Source organism: Georgenia muralis (genome assembly GCF_003814705.1).
Classification (GTDB): Bacteria; Actinomycetota; Actinomycetes; order Actinomycetales; family Actinomycetaceae; genus Georgenia; species Georgenia muralis.
The window spans coordinates 1,511,323-1,530,002 of sequence record NZ_RKRA01000001.1; the positions used below are offsets into that span (position 1 = coordinate 1,511,323).

General features: G+C 74.5%; 14 protein-coding genes. 6 read left to right on the forward strand and 8 right to left on the reverse strand.

The window, feature by feature from the left end:
- Positions 1-14 precede the first annotated feature (14 nt).
- On the reverse strand, positions 15-3,701 hold the full coding sequence (gene metH, locus EDD32_RS06675; protein ID WP_123916052.1) for a methionine synthase: 3,687 nt from the start codon (positions 3,699-3,701) through the stop codon (positions 15-17).
- Between the two features lie 310 nt (positions 3,702-4,011).
- On the opposite strand from metH, the gene EDD32_RS20110 reads away from it, so the two are divergent.
- The 3 genes from EDD32_RS20110 to EDD32_RS06690 all read left to right on the forward strand — a co-directional run bounded on the left by EDD32_RS20110 (position 4,012) and on the right by EDD32_RS06690 (position 8,002).
- The gene (locus tag EDD32_RS20110; RefSeq protein WP_341359836.1) at positions 4,012-4,389 is read left to right on the forward strand and encodes a DUF4234 domain-containing protein; all 378 of its coding nucleotides are present in this window, start codon (positions 4,012-4,014) and stop codon (positions 4,387-4,389) included.
- A gap of 277 nt (positions 4,390-4,666) precedes the next feature.
- Positions 4,667-6,589 (forward strand): penicillin-binding transpeptidase domain-containing protein, encoded by a 1,923-nt coding sequence (locus EDD32_RS06685; RefSeq protein WP_246006016.1) that lies wholly within the window; start codon positions 4,667-4,669, stop codon positions 6,587-6,589.
- Between the two features lie 282 nt (positions 6,590-6,871).
- Entirely contained in the window at positions 6,872-8,002 is a 1,131-nt protein-coding gene (locus tag EDD32_RS06690) for a hypothetical protein (protein ID WP_123916058.1), read from the forward strand.
- 1 nt (position 8,003) lies between these two features.
- On the opposite strand, the gene EDD32_RS06695 is transcribed toward EDD32_RS06690, so the two are convergent.
- The 5 genes from EDD32_RS06695 to EDD32_RS06715 all read right to left on the reverse strand — a co-directional run bounded on the left by EDD32_RS06695 (position 8,004) and on the right by EDD32_RS06715 (position 12,673).
- Positions 8,004-8,786, reverse strand: a complete 783-nt coding sequence (locus tag EDD32_RS06695) for an anti-sigma factor (RefSeq protein ID WP_123916060.1) — start codon at positions 8,784-8,786, stop codon at positions 8,004-8,006.
- Positions 8,783-9,439, reverse strand: coding sequence for an ECF RNA polymerase sigma factor SigK (gene sigK / locus EDD32_RS06700; protein ID WP_123916062.1), 657 nt, complete (start codon positions 9,437-9,439; stop codon positions 8,783-8,785). The genes EDD32_RS06695 and sigK overlap by 4 nt, the downstream gene beginning before the upstream one ends.
- A 144-nt stretch (positions 9,440-9,583) precedes the next feature.
- Positions 9,584-10,912: a copper amine oxidase gene (locus EDD32_RS06705; protein ID WP_123916064.1), complete on the reverse strand. Its 1,329-nt coding sequence runs from the start codon at positions 10,910-10,912 to the stop codon at positions 9,584-9,586.
- Between the two features lie 97 nt (positions 10,913-11,009).
- Positions 11,010-11,888 carry a hypothetical protein gene (locus EDD32_RS06710; RefSeq protein ID WP_123916066.1) on the reverse strand — a complete coding sequence of 293 codons (879 nt, stop codon included), beginning with the start codon at positions 11,886-11,888 and terminating at the stop codon, positions 11,010-11,012.
- Positions 11,885-12,673, reverse strand: a complete 789-nt coding sequence (locus EDD32_RS06715; protein ID WP_123916068.1) for a ferritin-like domain-containing protein — start codon at positions 12,671-12,673, stop codon at positions 11,885-11,887. Before EDD32_RS06715 ends, EDD32_RS06710 begins: the two co-directional genes overlap by 4 nt.
- 173 nt (positions 12,674-12,846) lie before the next feature.
- On the opposite strand from EDD32_RS06715, the gene EDD32_RS06720 reads away from it, so the two are divergent.
- The 3 genes from EDD32_RS06720 to EDD32_RS06730 all read left to right on the forward strand — a co-directional run bounded on the left by EDD32_RS06720 (position 12,847) and on the right by EDD32_RS06730 (position 17,838).
- Positions 12,847-13,662: an endonuclease/exonuclease/phosphatase family protein gene (locus tag EDD32_RS06720; RefSeq protein WP_123916070.1), complete on the forward strand. Its 816-nt coding sequence runs from the start codon at positions 12,847-12,849 to the stop codon at positions 13,660-13,662.
- A gap of 79 nt (positions 13,663-13,741) precedes the next feature.
- Positions 13,742-14,494, forward strand: a complete 753-nt coding sequence (locus tag EDD32_RS06725) for a ThuA domain-containing protein (protein ID WP_246006017.1) — start codon at positions 13,742-13,744, stop codon at positions 14,492-14,494.
- Positions 14,495-14,580: 86 nt separating this feature from the next.
- Positions 14,581-17,838, forward strand: a complete 3,258-nt coding sequence (locus tag EDD32_RS06730) for a DEAD/DEAH box helicase (RefSeq protein WP_211338753.1) — start codon at positions 14,581-14,583, stop codon at positions 17,836-17,838.
- A 9-nt stretch (positions 17,839-17,847) separates the two neighbouring features.
- Here the strand turns inward: EDD32_RS06730 and EDD32_RS06735 are convergent, their stop codons facing one another.
- Both EDD32_RS06735 and EDD32_RS06740 read right to left on the reverse strand, forming a co-directional pair.
- Positions 17,848-18,180, reverse strand: a complete 333-nt coding sequence (locus tag EDD32_RS06735) for a HepT-like ribonuclease domain-containing protein (protein WP_123916072.1) — start codon at positions 18,178-18,180, stop codon at positions 17,848-17,850.
- The gene (locus EDD32_RS06740) at positions 18,180-18,632 is read right to left on the reverse strand and encodes a nucleotidyltransferase domain-containing protein (protein WP_123916074.1); all 453 of its coding nucleotides are present in this window, start codon (positions 18,630-18,632) and stop codon (positions 18,180-18,182) included. Before EDD32_RS06740 ends, EDD32_RS06735 begins: the two co-directional genes overlap by 1 nt.
- Positions 18,633-18,680 lie beyond the last annotated feature (48 nt).

Genomic DNA, 18,680 nt, shown 5'->3' on the forward strand with positions numbered 1-18,680 from the left:
GCGTCGTCCGGCGCCTACGGGGTGTAGCCGAGGTTGGGCCCGAGCCACGTCTCGGCCTGGGCCACCGACCAGCCCTTCCGGGCGGCGTAGTCGGTCACCTGGTCGCGGCCGAGCTTGCCGATGGCGAAGTACTTCGCCTCGGGGTGGCCGATGATGAGGCCGGACACCGCCGACGTCGGCGTCATCGCGCACGACTCGGTCAGCGCCATGCCGGCCTCGTCCGCCCCGAGGAGGGCGAAGAGCGTGCGCTTCTCGGTGTGGTCCGGCTGCGCGGGGTAGCCGGGCGCTGGGCGGATGCCGGCGTAGCGCTCGCGGACGAGGTCCGTGACCGGCAGGTCCTCGTCCGGCGCGTAGCCCCACAGGTCGCGGCGCACGTACCGGTGGACCCACTCGGCGAACGCCTCGGCGAGCCGGTCGGCGAGGGTCTGGGCGAGGATCGCGGAGTAGTCGTCGTGGTCGGCCCGGAACGTCGCGGCGAGCTCGTCCGCGCCGTGGACGCCGACGGCGAAGCCGCCGAGGTGGTCGCCCGCCGGGGCGACGAAGTCGGCCAGCGCCGCGTACCCGTTCGCGCGCTCCTTCTGCTGACGGAGGGTGTGGAAGCGCACCCCCTCGCCGGCCGACGAGCCCGCGGGGCCGCCGTCGGGCCGGGCGCTGCCGTCGGACGGTCCGCCGTCGCCCGGCTCGACGACGATGTCGTCGCCCTCGCGGTGCGCGGGCCACAGCCCGACGACGCCGCGGGCGACGAGCAGCTTCTCCTCCACGATCCGCGCGAGCAGGGCCTGACCGTCGGCGAAGAGGTGGCGGGCCTGCTCGCCCTGGCGCGGGTCGTCCAGGATCGCCGGGTAGGTGCCGCGCAGCTCCCACGCGGAGAAGAACGGCGTCCAGTCGATGATGTCGATGAGCTCGGCGAGGTCCGGCTCGATCACCCGCCGGCCGAGCACCAGCGGGGTGGGCTGGCCGGGCGCGTCGACGGCGCGGCTGCCGGCGCGCGCCGTCGCCAGGTCGACGAGGGTGACCTTCTTCGCCCCGTGGCGCTCGCGCAGCTCGGCGTACTCGGCGCTGACCCGGGCGGCGATGACGGACTCGCGGCCGATGACGTCGGCCGCCACCCCGACCGCGCGGCTGGCGTCGACGACGTGCACCACCGTGCCGGAGTAGGCGGGGTCGATCTTGACGGCGGTGTGCGCTGCGGAGGTGGTCGCGCCGCCGATGAGCAGCGGCGTCGTCAGACCCCGTCGGGTCATCTCGGTCGCGACGCCGACCATCTCGTCCAGGCTCGGGGTGATGAGCCCGGACAGGCCGATGACGTCGGCGCCGATCTCGGCGGCGGTGTCGAGGATCTTCGCCGCCGGCACCATGACGCCGAGGTCGGTCACCTCGTAGCCGTTGCACGCCAGGACCACCCCGACGATGTTCTTGCCGATGTCGTGGACGTCGCCCTTGACGGTGGCCATGACGACCCGGCCCTTGACGTGGCCGCCCGTCTCGGCCGCCGCGGCCTCGAGGTAGGGGGTCAGGTGCGCCACGGCCCGGCGCATGACGCGGGCGGACTTGACCACCTGCGGGAGGAACATCTTGCCGCTGCCGAACAGGTCGCCGACGACGTCCATGCCGTCCATGAGCGGGCCCTCGATGACCGACAGGGCCGAGCCGAGCTCGGTGTAGGCCTCCTCGGCGTCCTCGACGACGTGGTCGGCGATGCCGTGGACGAGCGCGTGGCGCAACCGGTCGGCCACGGGGGCCTCGCGCCACGCGTTCCGGGCGGCTGCGCCGTCGCCGGCCTCGCGGGCCTGGCCGCGGTAGCTCTCGGCGAGGGTGATGAGGCGGTCGGTGGCGTCCTCGCGCCGGGCGAGGACGACGTCCTCCACGGCCTCGCGCAGCTCGGGGTCGATGTCCTCGTAGACGCCGAGCATCCCGGCGTTGACGATCCCCATGTCCAGGCCCGCGCGGATGGCGTGGAAGAGGAAGACGGTGTGCATGGCCTCGCGGACCACGTTGTTCCCGCGGAAGCTGAACGAGACGTTGGAGATCCCGCCGCTGACCAGGGCGCCGGGCAGGTTCGCCTTGATCCACCGGGTGGCCTCGATGAAGTCCAGTGCGTAGCGGTCGTGCTCGCTCATGCCGGTGGCGACGGTGAGGACGTTGGGGTCGAAGACGATGTCCTGCGGATGCACGCCGGCGCGCTCGGTGAGGAGGCGGTACGCACGCTCGCACACCTCGGTGCGGCGCTCGTAGGTGTCGGCCTGGCCCTGCTCGTCGAAGGCCATGACGACCATGGCGGCGCCGTGGCTGCGCACCACCGCCGCCCGGCGCAGGAACTCCTCCTCACCGTCCTTGAGGGACAGGGAGTTGACGACGCCGCGCCCCTGGAGGCACTTCAGGCCCGCCTCGAGGACGTCCCAGCGGGAGGAGTCGACCATCACCGGCACGCGGGAGATGTCCGGCTCGCCGGCGAGGAGGTTGAGGAAGTGCGTCATGGCCTCGACGCCGTCGAGCATGCCCTCGTCGAGGTTGACGTCGATGATCTGCGCGCCGGCGTCGACCTGCTGGCGGGCGATCTGGATGGCGAGGTTCCAGTCGCCGTCCATGACGGCGGCGCGGAAGCGGGGGGAGCCGGTGACGTTGGTGCGCTCGCCGACGTTGATGAAGTTCAGCTCGGGCGTGACCTCGAACGGCTCCAGGCCGGACAGGCGCAGCCGGTGCGGGAGCGTTTCGGCGGTGCGCGGGCGGGCGTCGCGCACGGCAGCGGCGATGGCGGCGATGTGCTCCGGCGTCGTCCCGCAGCAGCCGCCGACGATGTTGACCATGCCGTGGGTCGCGAAGTCGCCGAGCGTGGCGGCCATCTGCTCGGGCGTCTCGTCGTAGCCGCCGAAGGCGTTGGGCAGGCCGGCGTTGGGGTGGACGGAGACCAGGCGCTCGGTCACGGCGCCGATCTCGCCGAGGTAGGGGCGCATGGCCTCCGGGCCCAGCGCGCAGTTGAGGCCGACCGAGAGCAGGTCGGCGTGCTCGGTGGAGATGACGAACGCCTCGGGGGTCTGCCCGGAGAGGGTCCGGCCGGACGCGTCGGTGATCGTGCCCGAGAGCATCACTGGGACCCGGCGGCCCAGCTCGGCGCTGACGTCCTCGACGGCGTGCAGTGCGGCCTTGGCGTTGAGGGTGTCGAACACCGTCTCGACGAGGATGAGGTCCGCCCCGCCGTCGAGAAGCGCGCGGGCCTGCTCGGTGTAGGCGGTGCGGAGGTCGTCGTAGGTGACGGCGCGGTACTCGGGCCGCTCGACGTCGGGGGAGAGGGAGGCCGTGCGGTTGGTGGGGCCCATCGCGCCGGCCACCCAGCGGGGGCGGCCGTCGGCTGCGGTGAGCTCGTCGGCGACCTCGCGGGCCAGGCCCGCGGCGCGGCGGTTGATCTCCGGGACGAGTGCTTCGGTGCCGTAGTCCGCCTGGGCGATGGAGGTAGCGGTGAAGGTGTTGGTCGTCGCGATGTCCGCGCCGGCCTCGAAGTAGCGGCGGTGGACGTCGCGGATGACGTCGGGGCGGGTCAGTGCGAGGAGGTCGAAGTTGCCCTGGTAGGAGCGGGCGGCCTCGGCGCCGTCGAAGAGGAAGTCCTCCTCGGTCAGGCCGGCCTGCTGCAGGAGCGAGCCCCAGGCGCCGTCGAGGACGAGGATGCGCTCGCGGGCGGCCTCGCGCAGATCTGCTCCGGTCATGGGTCTCACCTCCGTCCGGGCCGACACGGTGCCGATCCGTCTACCCAGGGTAGGTCGGCGTCCGGATGGTGGAGAGGTGGTCCCGCCAGGTGGGCGCGGACCCGAGCTCGCCGGTCCTTCGCGGTCAGGAAGGGGAACGCGCTCGCGAAGGCGCGCTGCCCCCATATGCTTCGCGGGACGAGGACCGTTCCGGAGGACCGATTTGAGTGACAACCGACATTCCTCAGCCCACCCGGAGCGGTCGCCGTGGCACGGAGCCGCCGGGCCCCACAGCGGGCAGGCGCGCGCGCCCGTCCCGGCGAACCGGTACGTGCAGCTAGCCCCGACCGGGACGGTCCGCGGGACCGGGACTGTGATCGTCCTGATGATCCTCACGCTGGGCCTGTACCGCCTCTACTGGTACTACTCGGTCCACGACGAGATGCGACGCCACACCGGTACCGGTATCGGCGGCGGTGCCGCAGTTCTCATCGCCCTCTTCGCGGGCGTCGTCTCCCCGTTCCTGGTCGCGCACACGGTCGGTCGGCTCTACGAGTCGCGATCGTGGAGACCGCCCGTCTCGGCACTCACCGGCTTGTGGGTCGTGCCCGGCGCCGCTCTTGTGATCGGTCCTCTGATCTGGTTCGTCCGCACCAACGGCGCCCTCAACGACTTCTGGCGCGGCGCGCGGCTCGCCTGGTCGAGGTAGTCAGAGTCACCGGTTGAGCCGACGGATGTGGTCGCCGCGTCCGTGGGTTGTGCGCCGTCCTGGGATGACAGGGACGTGGACGCCCGCTCGAGGAATGGCGACGGGGCTTTACCGGCGCTTTGGTCATCTGCCCCCTTTTCGGAGGGCTGGCAAGATGGGCGGCATGGTCATCTCCGCGGACGGTCCGGACCGCTCGACGTCCGCCCGGCCGGTCGGGGGCACGCCTCCTCCAGTTCTCCGGGCGCGGCCTCCGGCACCCGGGCGGGGAGCAGCGTTGTTGGCCGTCGTCCTTCTCTCGGCCGGACTCGCCGCGTGCACCTCGGGGCCGCCGTCGGCGGATGGCGCCGCGGAGGACCTCGCCGCCGCCCTGCAGAGCGGAGATCTCACCGCCGCGCCGCTGGCGTCGGAGGGGCGTGAGACTGCCCCCGCCGAGGCCGCGGAGGTGCTAGGCGCGGTCGGTGATCTCCCACGCCAGGTGGAGGCCACCGTCGGCGGGGTCGACGACAGCGGTGAGAGCCCGGTCGTCCCGGTCGAGCTGGTGTGGACCGTCGACGTCGACTCCACGCCGGCCGACCTCACCTGGACGACGACGGCGGAGCTCATGTACGACGGCGAGTCGTGGCTGGTGCCGTGGGCGCGGACCCTCGTGCACCCTGGTGGCGACGACGGCGGTGTCCTCGACCTCAGCCGGACGCCGGCGGCGCGCGGGACCGTGCTCGGTGCGGGTGGCGTCGAGATCGTCACGGAGCGGGAGGTGCTGCGAATCGGCGTCGACAAGGCCAACACCGCCGATCCCGCGGCCGCGGCGCTCGCCCTGGCAGAGATCCTGGGCTTCGACGATCCCCAGGGGTACGCCGACCGGGTCGCCGCCGCGGGGGAGCGCGCCTTCGTCGAGGCGATCGTCGTCCGACGGTTCGACCACGGCGACCTCGACGTCGAGGCAGGTCTGGCCGTGCCCGGGGTGCTCGGGGTCGAGGGCACGCTCCCGCTCGCCCCGACCGCGGGGTTCGCCAGGCCGGTCCTCGGAACGGTCGGGGCGGCGACGGCGGAGATCGTGGAGGAGTCGGACGGTGCTGTACGGGCGGGCGACGTCGTCGGGCTCTCCGGCCTCCAGCGCCGGTACGACGACGCGCTGCGCGGGGAGCCGGGTACGACGGTCGTGCTCCGGCACGGTGATGGGACCACCGAGGAGCTGTTCGAGTCGGAGCCGCAGCCCGGGGCGGACGTCACCACCACCCTCGACCCCGAGCTGCAGATGGTCGCCGAGGGGATCCTGGAACCGGTGAGCTCGGCCAGTGCGCTCGTGGCCGTGCGCCCGTCCACCGGGGAGGTGCTCGTCGCGGCGAGCGGTCCGGGCTCCGCCGGGCTGAGCACCGCGACCCTGGGGACCTATCCCCCCGGGTCGACCTTCAAGGTCGCCACCGCGTTGGCCCTGCTGCGCTCCGGCCTGGCACCGACGGACGCGCTCGAGTGCCCGGCCACGGTGGTCGCCGACGGCCGCGAGTTCCCGAACTATCCCGGCTTCCCCGACGACGGGCTCGGCGCGACCACCCTGGAGCGAGCGATCGCGACGTCCTGCAACACCGCCCTCATCGGGGTGCGGGACCGCGTGTCCGCCGGCGACCTGGCCGCGGCCGCCGCCAGTCTCGGGCTCGGCGTGCCGGTCGACGTCGGGGTGCCCGTTGTGGTCGGCGACGTCCCGGCCGAGCAGGAGGGAACCGAGCTGGCCGCCGCCATGATCGGGCAGGGCCGGGTCACCGCCTCGCCGCTGGCCATGGCGACCGTGGCGGCGAGCGTCGCCGCCAGTGCGCGGGTGAGCCCGGTCCTGGTCACCGACGTCGGCGGGGAACCACCCGCAGCGTCGGAGGGGGACCGTGACGGCGGGGGCGACGACAGCGCCGGGAGTGGCGAGGAGGCTGCCGAGCCGGCGCCGATCACCGAGGCGGAGGCAGCTGCCCTGCGCGCGATGATGCGCGCCGTTGTTCTCGAGGGCACCGGTACTGGGCTCGCGGGCGTTCCCGGGGAGGTCCACGCCAAGACCGGCACCGCGGAGTACGGGGAGACCGGTGACACCCGCGAGCACGCCTGGACGATCGCATTCCGCGACGACCTCGCAGTTGCCGTCTTCGTCGAGGAGGGCGTCTCGGGGGCGGACACCGCCGTCCCGCTCGTCGCGCAGTTTTTCGCGTCGGCGCCGTAGGCCGGACCCCCTCTCGCCCGCCTGCGAACGATCACCCCGTCGTCGAACGATTCCGCGCGAACGATCCCTTCGTCGCCGAACGATCACCCCGTAACCGAGCGAGAGTGGTCTACCGGGATCGTTCGGCAACAAAGTGATCAGTGGCGGAGTGTCCCGCTGCTGCTGGCGACAGAGTGAGCAGTGGCGGGTGGCCGCCCTGGCTGGTCACAGAGCGATCAGTCCTGATCCGGTTGCGGGCCCGTGTGTGCCCGGAGGACCGGGCGCCCGCCCTACGGTGAGGCAGTGACCATCGACCCGGACGAGCTGCTGACCGGTCCCCGCGGCAGGCGGCTGTGTCTCGCCCTCGCAGCGATGCCCGGCGAGGGCGGTGGTGCTCGGGAGGCCGAGGAGCTCCGCGTCGCGGTGACGTGGGCGGCGTACGACCTCGACCCGGGCCGCGGGACGTCCCGGGTCGTGCTCGCCTTCGCCGACGCGACGGGGACGGAGGAGCCGGAGGTGCCACGGCCCTCGACTGCCGACGTCGCGCGCCTCCTCGACGCCGTGCCGCTGAGCGCCCCCGGCCCGCGCACACTGCTCGACGCCCTGGGCCTGGCGGTCGACTTCGCGCGCTACTGGCAGGAGCCCGACGGCGAGGACGTCCTCGCCGCGGCCCAGGAGGTGCGTGAGGCCCTCGCCCGGGTCGCGCACGTCGTCGCCGGTGCAGCGGCGGCAGCATGGTGGACGAACCCGGTCGACAGGTCGGACCAGTGGTCGGTGACGTTCACGGACGGGCCGACGCCGACGCCGACGCCGGCGCCGCCGCCGGAGACCGTGGCCGAGCGCCTCGCGAGGTGGCGTCATGGCGCGGCCGCCGAGGAGGCGAGGGCCGCGCGGGAACGTCCCCACGATCCGAGCGCGAGCTGGAGCGGCACGTGGTGGTCGACCCCACCGTCCGACCTCAGACGCACCACCCGCAGGCTCGCGGGCCTCGGCCCCGCCGGACTGTGGCTGGTGGAGGACGCCGGGGGCTGGGACGAGGCCACCGCGCGACCGGTCACGGTCCCGCCCGAGGCGGCGGTGTACGAGATCGACGGGCCATTGGCGTGGGCGGAGCTGTGCCGGCGTTATCCCCTCGAGGTGACGGCGTCGCGCCGGCACGACTGGTACCGGACGACGGGACAGGACTCGCGCTGGGTCCAGCCGGACTGGTTCCGCGCCGCGGACGACCTCGACGCCGTGCACCTGACCGTGTCCGGCTACCTCACGACCGCCGGACGGGCGATCCCGGTCACCGAGGACCTGAGCACGGTGCTCGCGGGCTGGAACCCGGACGAGACCTTCTGGCTGACCGACCGGGTCACGCCCGCCGCGGCGGAGCAGGGCTGGTCACGCGACGACGACGGCGGGTGGCGGGTCGTCGCCCCACGGGGCTGAGCTACGCCGGCGGCATCGCCACGATCGGCGTCGTCGTCGGCTGGTCCGACCCGCCGGCCGGCTCGACCGTCATGGCGAGGACGGCGCCGTCCGGCACCTGGTCCAGCTCGGTGCTCGCCAGTCCCCCGCGGGCCTCGACGATCCCCGCCGAGGTGGGTCCGCCGTCGTCGATCACCCAGAGCTGGTAGTCCTGGTCACCGCCGAGGGCCGGCAGGTCCCGGACGGTGAAGAACGCGCCTTCGTCGCCGACGACGGCGACCGCGCGGCCCCCGCCGGTCACGTCGGCGCTGAGCAGCTCGGCGCCCGGCCGGGCCAGCGCCTCGGTGATCGCGGCGACCTGGTCCTCGGCGAGCTGGGCGCGCTGGGCCTGCTGGACGGCGAGGGTGCCCGGGACCGCCGCGGCGAGCAGCACCGCGGCGGCGGCCAGCCAGCGCTGGTGGCGCGGCGCGGCGCGGCGCGCGGAACCGCTCCGGCCGGCGGTGGCGGCGGGGACGGTCGTGGGGCGGTGCGCCTCGGTCGAGGTGCCCGCGGTGCGGCCGGCGGCCGGGGCGGTCTCCTGCGGGGTCGCCGCGGCGGCGGCCAGGACGGCCTCCCGCAGGGCGGGGGGCGGCGGGGCGGCCTGGGTCGTGGCGAGCACCGCGGCGGTCTCGCGGAGCGCCCGGGCCTCGGCCGCGACCTCGGGATCCTCGCGGATGGCGCGCTCGACGGCGGCGCGCTCGACGTCGTCGACGGCGTCCAGCGCCCACGCACCCAGGAGCTCGCGCTCGGCGCGGTGATCGCTCATCGGTCCATCCCCAGACAGGTTCGCAGGCGGAGCAGGCCGTCCCGGATGCGGGACTTCACCGTCGGCAGGGAGGCGGCCACGTCCTCGGCGACCTCCCGGTAGGTCCGGCCCCCGTAGTAGGCGCGGGTGACGGCGTCGCGCTGGAGGTCCGAGAGGGTCCCGAGGCAGCTCAGGATGCGGTCACGGTCCTCGCGCTGGACGACGGTCTCGGCGACCTCGTCGAAGGGCCGGTCGTAGTCGCGGGCCGAGGCCCGGTGGTCGCGGTCCCGCTCGGACTGCACGGCGCGGACCCGGTCCACCGCCCGCCGGTGCGCCATGGTCGCGACCCACGCCAGGGCGCTGCCACGGCCGGGGTCGAACCGGTCGGCGGTGCGCCAGACCTCCAGCAGCACCTCCTGGGTGACCTCGGCAGCCTGGTCCGGGTCACGCAGCACCCGCAGTGCCGTGCCGTGCACCATCGGGGCGGTCTCGTCGTACAGGACCGCGAAGGCCTCCTGGTCCCCCCGGGCGACGGCGGTGAGGAGGGCATCGACCCGCCCGGCCCGGTCGTCGCGGGTGCGGGCCTCGTGCGCCGTCGCGCCGCGCCGGGTGTCCTCGCTCGGGGCGGCCTCGCTCGCGCCGGCCCCTGTCTGGGCCCGTCCGGGGAAGGTCACGCACCCATTGTGTCCCGGATCGTCCGGCCGGGCCGCCGGTGTGTCGCGAGCCGGGCCGCGCCCCCGGTCGCGACACACCGACGGCGGGCGGTGGACCGTCAGCGTCGCCATCGGTCCACCGCCCGTCGTCCGTGCTGGGGTCCCTCAGGCCTCGACCAGCGCCTCGGCGAGGGAGTCGATCGCCCCACCGAGGGTCTGGACGTGCATGGCGAGCCCCTCGGCGACGGCGTCGGCGGGCAGCTCGCCGCCGGAGATCTCCTCGAAGAACGCCCCGGCCTCGCCGCGGTAGCCGTCGAGCTCGATCAGTGCGGCCGCCGCGGCCTCGTCGTCACCGGACGCGACGGCGTCCGCGTAGTCGACGAAGTAGCCGATGTGCTCGCGCCACAGGGCGAGGAACGCCTCGCCCTGCTCGGCCCCGGCGAGGGACCCGACGGCCTCGGACAGGGCCACGGAGTTCGCGTCGAGGGTGGCTGCGGCCGCCTCGAACGCCGCCGAGGACGTCCCGCCGTCGGAGGTGTAGGCGGTGAAGACGGCGAGCCCGGCGAGGTAGACGTGCTCCTGCAGGCCGGCGGTGAGCTGGGCGCGCAGGGTGGCGGCCTCGTCGGCCGGGTCGCCCTGGAGGCCCGCGGCGGAGACCAGACCACCGGCGATGACCGCGGCGCCCTCCCCGACGTGGGCCGCGGCGGCCTGCAGCGAGCCGTACGCCTCGGGGCTGCCGGCGGCGAGGTCGTCGATGGCGGTCGTGAGCGTGGTGACGTGCATCTCCAGGGACATCGCGACGTCCGCGGCCGGCAGAGCGCCGCCGCTGACCTCCTCGAAGAACGCCCCGGCCTGGCCGGTGTAGCCGTCCAGGGAGGCGAGAGCCGCGTCCCGGGCGGCGTCGTCCCCGCCCTTGACGGCGACGGCGTAGTCGACGAAGTAGCCGATGTGCTCGCGCCACAGGGCGAGGAAGGCCTCGCGCTGCTCGTCCCCGGCGAGGGAGCCGACGGCGTCGGCGAGGGCGACGGAGTTGGCGTCGAGGGTGGCGGCGGCCGCCTCGAACTCGGGCGAGTCCGCGCCGGCGGTGTAGGCGGTGGCCACGCCGATGCCGGCGAGGTAGACGTGCTCCTGGAGCAGGGCGGTCAGGCCGGCGCGCAGGTCGGCGGCCTCGGAGTCGGTCTCGCCCGGGATCTCCAGGGCGGCGGCGAAGCCGGCCGCGAGGGTGGCCGCGGTCTCCGGCATGTGCTGGGCTGCCGTGCGGGCGTCGGCGAACGGGTCGCCGGTGCCCATCGGCATGACGGTGGCCGGCACCTCGGGCGCCGCCGACATCTCCTCGGTCATCTCCTCGGTGGCGTCGGTGGTCATCTCCTGCGTGGGCGTCGCCGCGGGGGCGGCCTCGGGCTCGGAGCTGCCGCAGGCGGCGAGGCCCAGTGTGAGGGCGATCGCGGCGCTGAGCGTGGCGGTGGGGCGGCGAAGCATGCGTGTGGTGGACATGTGACTTTCCCTCGTCTCGTTGGTGCGGTCGTCAGGGGTTCGGGGCCGTGCCCGGATCGGATGGGTGGGAATCTGCGGAGCGGTGGTGAGCGGCGGTTCAGGCGCGGCGTGGCGAGGCCGCCACAGCCGGTCGGCGACGCCGCCCCAGCCGGTCGACGGCGCCGCGCACCGGGGCGGTGCCGGCCAGGCCGGGCAGGGCGGCGACCGTCTCGTCGAGGTGCGCAAGACCGACCTCGGACGGGCCGACCCCCGCCGTGCCCGCAGCCGTGCGACCCGTGACCAGGCGTGCGGTGGCGGCCGTGACCGGGGCGTACCGCGTGCCGGGCCAGCGCCACCGGGCGGCGGCCCGCCGGGCCAGGCGGCGGGCGCCGGCGCTCGCGGCCAGCCGGCGCGTGGCGTCGTCGGCGTAGAAGGCCAGGTGCCGTGCCTTGACCGCGCCGGCGCGGGTGAGGACCGGCTCCAGGCGGGGCTCCTCGGCCGCGAGGGCACGGTAGGTGTGGGTGAGCGCGGCGGCGTCGAGCCAGGCGGTGACGAGGTGCGCGGCGGTGACGTCGGCGCCGAGGAGGTTCGTCCGGACGGCCGCGACCGTGGGGCGGGCCCGGTCGTCCCACGTCCGTCGCAGGCGCCCGAGCGGACCGCCGGGCGGTTCGGTCGCGGGGCGGCCGTTCGCCTCGAGGACCGCCGCGAGGGTCTCGGCGAGCCAGAACTGCTCGTACGTCCAGGTGATGAGGAACGCCGTGACGCGGGGGTCGGCGTGGGCGGGGGTGACGAGGACGTCGCGCAGGAGGTCGAGCAATGAGCGCTCCACGCGCCAGAGGTCCGCGACGACGTCGAGCGTGGTCGGGGTGAGCCCGGTCAGCGCGTCGAGGCCGGCGTCCGAGGGGCGGATCTCCCGGGGGTCGGTGGTGTAGGCGCGCACGTCGAAGGCGGCCGTGGCCACGACGTTCCCGTCCGTGGACGGCGCCCCGGCGCTCACGCCGCAACCCTCTCGAGGGCGTCGGCCACGATCGTCAGACCGGCCATCCCCGGCAGCGCGGCGACGTGGCGGTCGATCGCGTCGACCTCCTTGCGGCCCTCCGGGCCGGCGAAGAGCTGGCCCATGACGTGACTGACCTCCGCGTCGCTGGAGATCCCCGAGCCGACCGGCTGCCACGCGGTGCGCAGCGCCAGGCGGGCCAGGCGCTGGGCCCGGGGGCTCTCGGCCAGCCGCGCACGGGCCTGGGTGGTGTAGAAGGCGATGTGCTTGGACTCCTGCCCGGCGATCCGGCGCAGCAGAGCCGTCAGTCCGGGGTGAGCCTCGAGCGCCGCGAGCCTCTTGTACGCGGCGGCGGCCGAGCGCTCGTTCACCGCGCCCCACACCATGTGCACGGCCACGAAGTCCTTGCCCGCGAGGTTGGACAGCACGGACTGCTTGACCGGGCTCATCCGGTCGCGCCAGCCGAGCTTGACCCGGCGCGCCTTGACCTCGTCGTAGGCGACCGTGATCCCGTGCAGGCCCAGGACGTGCGCGAGCGCCTCCCCGTGCCAGAACTCCTCGCGGTTCCACATCGTCATGAACGCGCTGACCTCCCCGTCCCTGCGCGAGGGGGTGACGAGCATGTCCCGCAGGTAGCACACCGTGTGGTACTCGACGTCGCACATGTAGCGCAGGGTTCGCAGGGTCTGCGGCGGGAGCGGCTCATCACGGAAGACGTCGAGGTCGAGGTCGTCCCAGCCGACGGGAACGGAGTCGCGGGCGAAACGGTCGATGTCGAAGGCCATGGCCGGTCCCCTAGGACGTCGCGCCGTCGGGGACGGCTGTCGGGGTCCGTGGGGCGAGGGGCGGCGGGTTGGGGGTCATGGTGGTCCTCCGGGATCGCACGGGCGGTGTCGTCGAGCGGTTCGGAGCTGGGCGTCGTCCGGATGGGTGCCGACCCGCACCCATACTGGGCGCCATGGACGCCCCGCTCGTCGGCCCGGTGCGGGCGCCGGACCTGCACGTCATGACCTGGAACGTGCGGCGGCGGGTGCGTCACCTCGGCCGGCGGAGCCCGGACCTGTGGTCACGCCGCCAGGACCTCGTGCGCCGCCTCCTCGACGCCGAGCGGCCCGCCGTCCTGGGGGTCCAGGAGGCGCTGCCCGACCAGCTCGAGCTCGTCACCGCGAGCCTCGGACCCGGCTACCGGTGGGTGGGGCGGGGCCGTGACGCCGCCGGCGTGGACGAGCACGCCGCGCTCGTCTACGACGCGGGGCGGCTGCGGGTCTCCGCGCACACCCACCACGCCCTGTCCGCGACACCGCACGTCCCCGGCTCGCGCACCTGGGGCAACCTCCTGCCGCGCGCCGTCGTCGCCGCCGAGCTCACCGACCTCGCCACCGGCGCCGAGCTGCTCGTCCTCAGCACACACCTCGACCACCTCTCCGGCCGGGCGCGCGAGGCCTCGGCGCGGATGATCCACGACCTCGTCGTCGCCGCGGACCGCCCCGTGGTCGTGCTCGCGGACGCCAACGCCCCCGTGGGGGCCGGCCCGTACCGCGAGCTCACCCGAGGAGGGGTCCTGGTGGACTCGTGGGACGTGGCCGAGCGGCGCCTGACCCCCGCGTGGGGCACGTTCTCGCGCTACCGCGACCCCGTTCCCGGCGGCCCCCGCATCGACTGGCTGCTGGTGACGCCGGACGTCCACGTGCACGCGGCCGGCGTGAACGTCGCACGGTTCGACGGCGCGGGCCCCTCCGACCACGAGCCGGTCCAGGCGGTGCTCCGGCTCTGAACGGCCGGGCGGTCCCGTGCCCGGACCACGGCCCCGGCGGCACCGACGCTCGAGCGGCACCCTCCCATATCCTGGTCAGGTGGCACGACGGAGCCCGCACCACGGTGCAGCTGGGGGCGATCACGGCGCGGGCGCGGACGAGCGCGTGAGCGCGCTCGTGCTCGTCGGCCGCGGCCGGTACGAGGACCCGTGGCACGACCACGCCGCCGTCGCCCACGAGGTCGTGGAGGTCCTCGCCGACGGCGGTCTCGGTGTGACCGTGCGAGGCACCTTCCCCGGCGCGCTCGACGGCGTCGCGACCGGCGCCGGACGTCCCGGGCTCGTGGTGGTCGTCGCGGGTACCGGGCGCACCGACCCCGACTTCGACGGGACGGACGAGGACTGGTCGCGGTTCCACGCCGCCCTCGACGCTCTCGTGGGCTTCGGGGTGCCTCTCCTCGCCCTGCACGCCTCGGCCAACACCTTCACGGACTCCCCGGCGTGGGCGCGGCGCCTGGGCGGCCGCTGGGTGCCGGGAGTCTCCATGCACCCGCCGATCGGTGAGGCTCGCTTCACCGTCACCGACGCGCACCCGGTCACCGCCGGGCTCGGCGACGTCACCGCCTTCGACGAGCGCTACTGCGACCTCGAGGTCGACCCCGCCTCGACGGTCCTGCTCACGACCGAGCACGAGGGCCGCGAGCACCCCGTGGTGTGGGTGGCCCCCGGGCCGGGACGAGTCCTGTACGACGCGCTCGGCCACGACCACCGCTCGTTCGCCAGTGCCTCCCGGCGTGAGCTGCTGCGCCGGGAGGTCGCGTGGCTCACCGCCCCGCCGGGGGGTCGGCGGTGAGCACCTGAGGGTCGGGCAGCGAGCACCTGACGCCGAGCGCCGCCCGAGCGCACGGCGGTGTGGGCGGCGCCACCTACGCTGGAGATGTGCCCGTGGCGGAACTGCGCACCTGGCCCGACCTGCCCGGTGAGGACGACATCCTCGCCGCCGTCGGGCCGGGCGCGTTCGTGCGCGGCGGGCTCTACGCCCGGGAGGGGCGGGTCACCTGGCTGACCTCCGACCCGGACCGACGCGTCCTCTTCGCCGAGGTCGCAGGCAGCGAGGGCCGCCGGTACCAGACCATCGTCCAGGTGGGCGACGGAACCCGGCTCAGCCAGGGTCGGTGCACCTGCCCCGTCGCGGTGAGCTGCAAGCACGTCGCGGCCGTGCTGGTCGCGGCCCGCACCGACCTCGCCCCCGACCGGCGGCGCACCCCCTCCTGGGAGCGGCTGCTCGCCCGCGTCGTCGACGACGACGGCGAGCCCGACGGCGTCGAGCAGCCCATCGGTCTGCAGTTCGAGCCCATGGTGGTGCCGGGCTTCCGCGGGGACCCCGACTCGTTGCGGGTCCGGCTGCGCCCGGTGGTGCCGGGCCGGCGGTCCGCCTGGGTCCGCACCGGCATCGGCTGGCGGGACCTCGCGTTCCGCTGGGGGGCGCACAACCGCGTCGAGGCGCACCGGGAGGCCCTCCACGCCCTGCACGAGGCGCACCGCCCGACCGGCTACACCGGCGGCGACGTCCACCTTGACGAGTTCGGTCCGGCGCTGTGGCCCCTGCTGCGGGCCGCCGCCGAGGCGGGAGTGCCGTTCGTCGACACCCGGGCCACCGGCGGCGTGGTCCTCGCCGACGCTCCCGCCGCTGTCGCGCTCGACCTCGTGCGCGGCGACGACGGCGCCCTCACCGCCACGGCCGTCGTCGACCTGCCCGACGGGTACGGCCCGGACGGGCCCGGCGAGGTCTCCGCCGCCCCGCCCGAGGACGGTGAGCCCCGGCTCGCCCTGGTGGGCTCACCGGCGCACGGCGTCGTCGTCGACCGCGGCGAGCTCGTTCTCGCGCCCTTCGCGCGCGCCCTGACCGGCCGGGCCACGAGCCTGCTGGCCGCCGGTACGCTCCACGTCCCGGCCGAGGACACCGAGCGCTTCCTCGCCGAGTACTACCCCGCCCTGCGACGACTCGTGCCCGTGCGCTCCGACGGGTCGGTCGAGCTGCCCGAGGTCGCCCCGCCCCGGCTCGGCCTGACCCTGACGTACGCCGAGGACCACCACCTCACCCTGGAGTGGGACGTCCGCTACGACACGGGCCGCAGCACCCGCCGGGTGCCGCTGGGGTCCGGCGGCGGCGCCGGACGGGACCGCACCGGGGAGCAGCGACTGCTCAGCGGCCTCGACCTGCCCGAGATCCTCCGCGCCGGCCCGGGCCCCACCGGCCCCGCGCCGATCGGGCCGGCCCCCACCCTGGTGCTGCGCGGGCTCGACGCCGCCGTCTTCAGCGAGGAGACCCTTCCGGGCCTGCGGGAGCAGGGCGTCGAGGTCGACGTCGTCGGCACCCCGCCCGCCTACCGCCGCTCCGACGCCGTGCCCGTCATCCGGCTCTCCGCCACCGAGGCCGAGGGGGACTGGTTCGACCTCGGGGTGAGCGTGGAGATCGACGGCGAGAAGATCCCCTTCGAGCGGCTCTTCGTCGCCCTCGCCCGCGGCGAGGACCACCTCGTCCTGGACTCGGGCACGTACTTCGGCATCGACCGGCCCGAGCTCGACCAGCTCCGTCGCCTCATCGAGGAGGCGCGGTACCTCACCGACCGGCCGGCCGCCGACGGCCCCCTGCGCATGACCAGCTACCAGGTGGGGCTGTGGGAGGAGCTGGCCGCCCTCGGCGTCGTCGAGGCACAGAGCGCGCGGTGGGCGTCCTCCGTGGACCGCCTCCTCGCCGGGCACGCCGCTGACCCGCCCGCCGTGCCCGCAGGCCTCGCCGCCACCCTGCGGCCCTACCAGGAGGAGGGCTTCCGCTGGCTCAGCCACCTGTGGGACGCCGGCCTCGGCGGGATCCTCGCCGACGACATGGGCCTGGGCAAGACCGTCCAGACCCTCGCGATGATCCTGCGCGCCCAGGAGACCGGGTCGTTGACGGCGCCCGTCCTCGTCGTCGCACCCACCTCCGTCGTGGCCGGGTGGGCGGAGGAGGCGGGCCGCTTCGCCCCGGGGCTGCGGGTGGTCACCCTGTCCGAGACGCAGCGCAAGTCCGGCCGCCCGCTCGCCGGCGACGTCGCGGAGGCGGACCTCGTCGTCACCTCCTACGCCCTGTTCCGCATCGACGAGGCGGCCTACCGCGGGCTCGCGTGGAGCGGCCTGGTGCTCGACGAGGCGCAGTTCGTCAAGAACCACCAGGCCAAGACCTACCAGTGCGCCCGGCGGCTCGCGGCTCCCTTCAAGCTCGCGATCAGCGGCACGCCGCTGGAGAACAGCCTCATGGACCTGTGGGCGCTGCTGTCCATCGTCGCGCCGGGGATGTTCCCCGACCCGCAGGTCTTCACCGAGGTCTACCGCCGGCCGATCGAGCGCGGCACGGACCCCGAGCGCCTCGCCACGCTGCGCGCGCGGATCCGGCCCTTCATCCGCCGCCGCACCAAGGAGCAGGTGGCCCCCGACCTGCCGCCCAAGCAGGAGCAGGTCCTCCACGTCCAGCTCAACCCGCGCCACCGCAAGGTCTACGACACCCACCTCCAGCGCGAGCGGCGCAAGGTCCTCAGCCTCCTCGACGACGTCGAGAAGAACCGGTTCACGATCCTGCGCTCGCTGACCCTGCTGCGCCAGCTCAGCCTCGACGCCGCCCTGGTGGACGAGCAGTACGCGTCGGTGCGCTCGTCGAAGGCCGACGTCTTCCTCGAGCAGCTCGAGGAGGTGATCGCCGGTGGCCACCGGGCCCTGGTCTTCAGCCAGTTCACGAGCTTCCTCGCCACCGTCCGCGACCGGCTCGACGAGCGGGGAGTCGACTACTGCTACCTCGACGGACGCACCCGGAACCGAGCCCGTCGGGTCGAGGAGTTCAAGACCGGCCAGGCGCCGGTGTTCCTCATCAGCCTCAAGGCCGGCGGCTTCGGGCTCAACCTCACGGAGGCCGACTACTGCTTCGTCCTCGACCCGTGGTGGAACCCCGCCGCCGAGGCCCAGGCCGTGGACCGCACGCACCGCATCGGCCAGGACAAGAGCGTCATGGTCTACCGGCTGGTCGCGGAGGACACCATCGAGGAGAAGGTCCTGGCCCTCCAGGCCCGCAAGCGCGACCTGTTCGACAAGGTCGTCGACGAGGGCGGCGCGCTCTCGGCGCCGCTGAGCGCCGGCGACATCCGCGAGCTGCTGGAGGCCTGAGGTGTGCGTTCAGCTTCCGTCGGTGAGCTGACGTCCGATCGTGGGAAGGTCGTACCTGAGGGTGTCCCACACCACCCGCCTCTCGATCGACTGGTAGTGGTGTGCGAGCTTGTCCCGCATGAGCCGGAGCTCCACCCAGGGCACCTCCTGGTGCGAGGCGCGGTAGGCCGGGGTGAGCAGGGACGCGGCCGAGCTGACGTCGATGATGATGGCCTTGGCTGCGAGGAAGAGGTAGGGCTCGTCCGGGTCGAAGAACGCCTCGGGGCCCTTCGCCACGAGACGGTCGGCGAGCCGGAGGTGCACGCGGATGTCCTCGACGTACCGGTCGTCCTTGCCCTCCACTACAGCGGCACCGCCTCGGCGCGGGCGGTCGTGAGCGCGGGAGTCGCGGGGTCGTCCACGACGATGTCGACAGGCAGGTCGAGCACGGCGCGCACCGCCTCCTCCATCCTGATGACGGCGATGAGGCCGGTGCCCTCCGGTGCGTCGACGAGGAGGTCGACGTCCGACCCGGGTTGGTCGGTGCCGTGGATCGTCGACCCGAACACCCGGATCCGCTGGGCGCCCATCGACTCGAGCAGGGTGCGGACCTCGGCGCGGTGGCGTTGCAGGGTCGGCCCCGGGCGCAGGAGTGAACGGATCGCACCCTCCACCCGGGTCAGGAGCGCGTCGCTCGTGGGCCGGCCGTTCTCGAGCGCGGACAGGTCCGGCTGGTGCATGCGGGCCGCTCGCGCGACCTCCGTCTGCGTGAGCCCGTGCTTGGTCCGCAGCGCCCGCAGCTCGCTCCCGTCCATCGTCCAAGTATAGGAGTGCACTATGGACTTGGTGATGACGGCACGTCG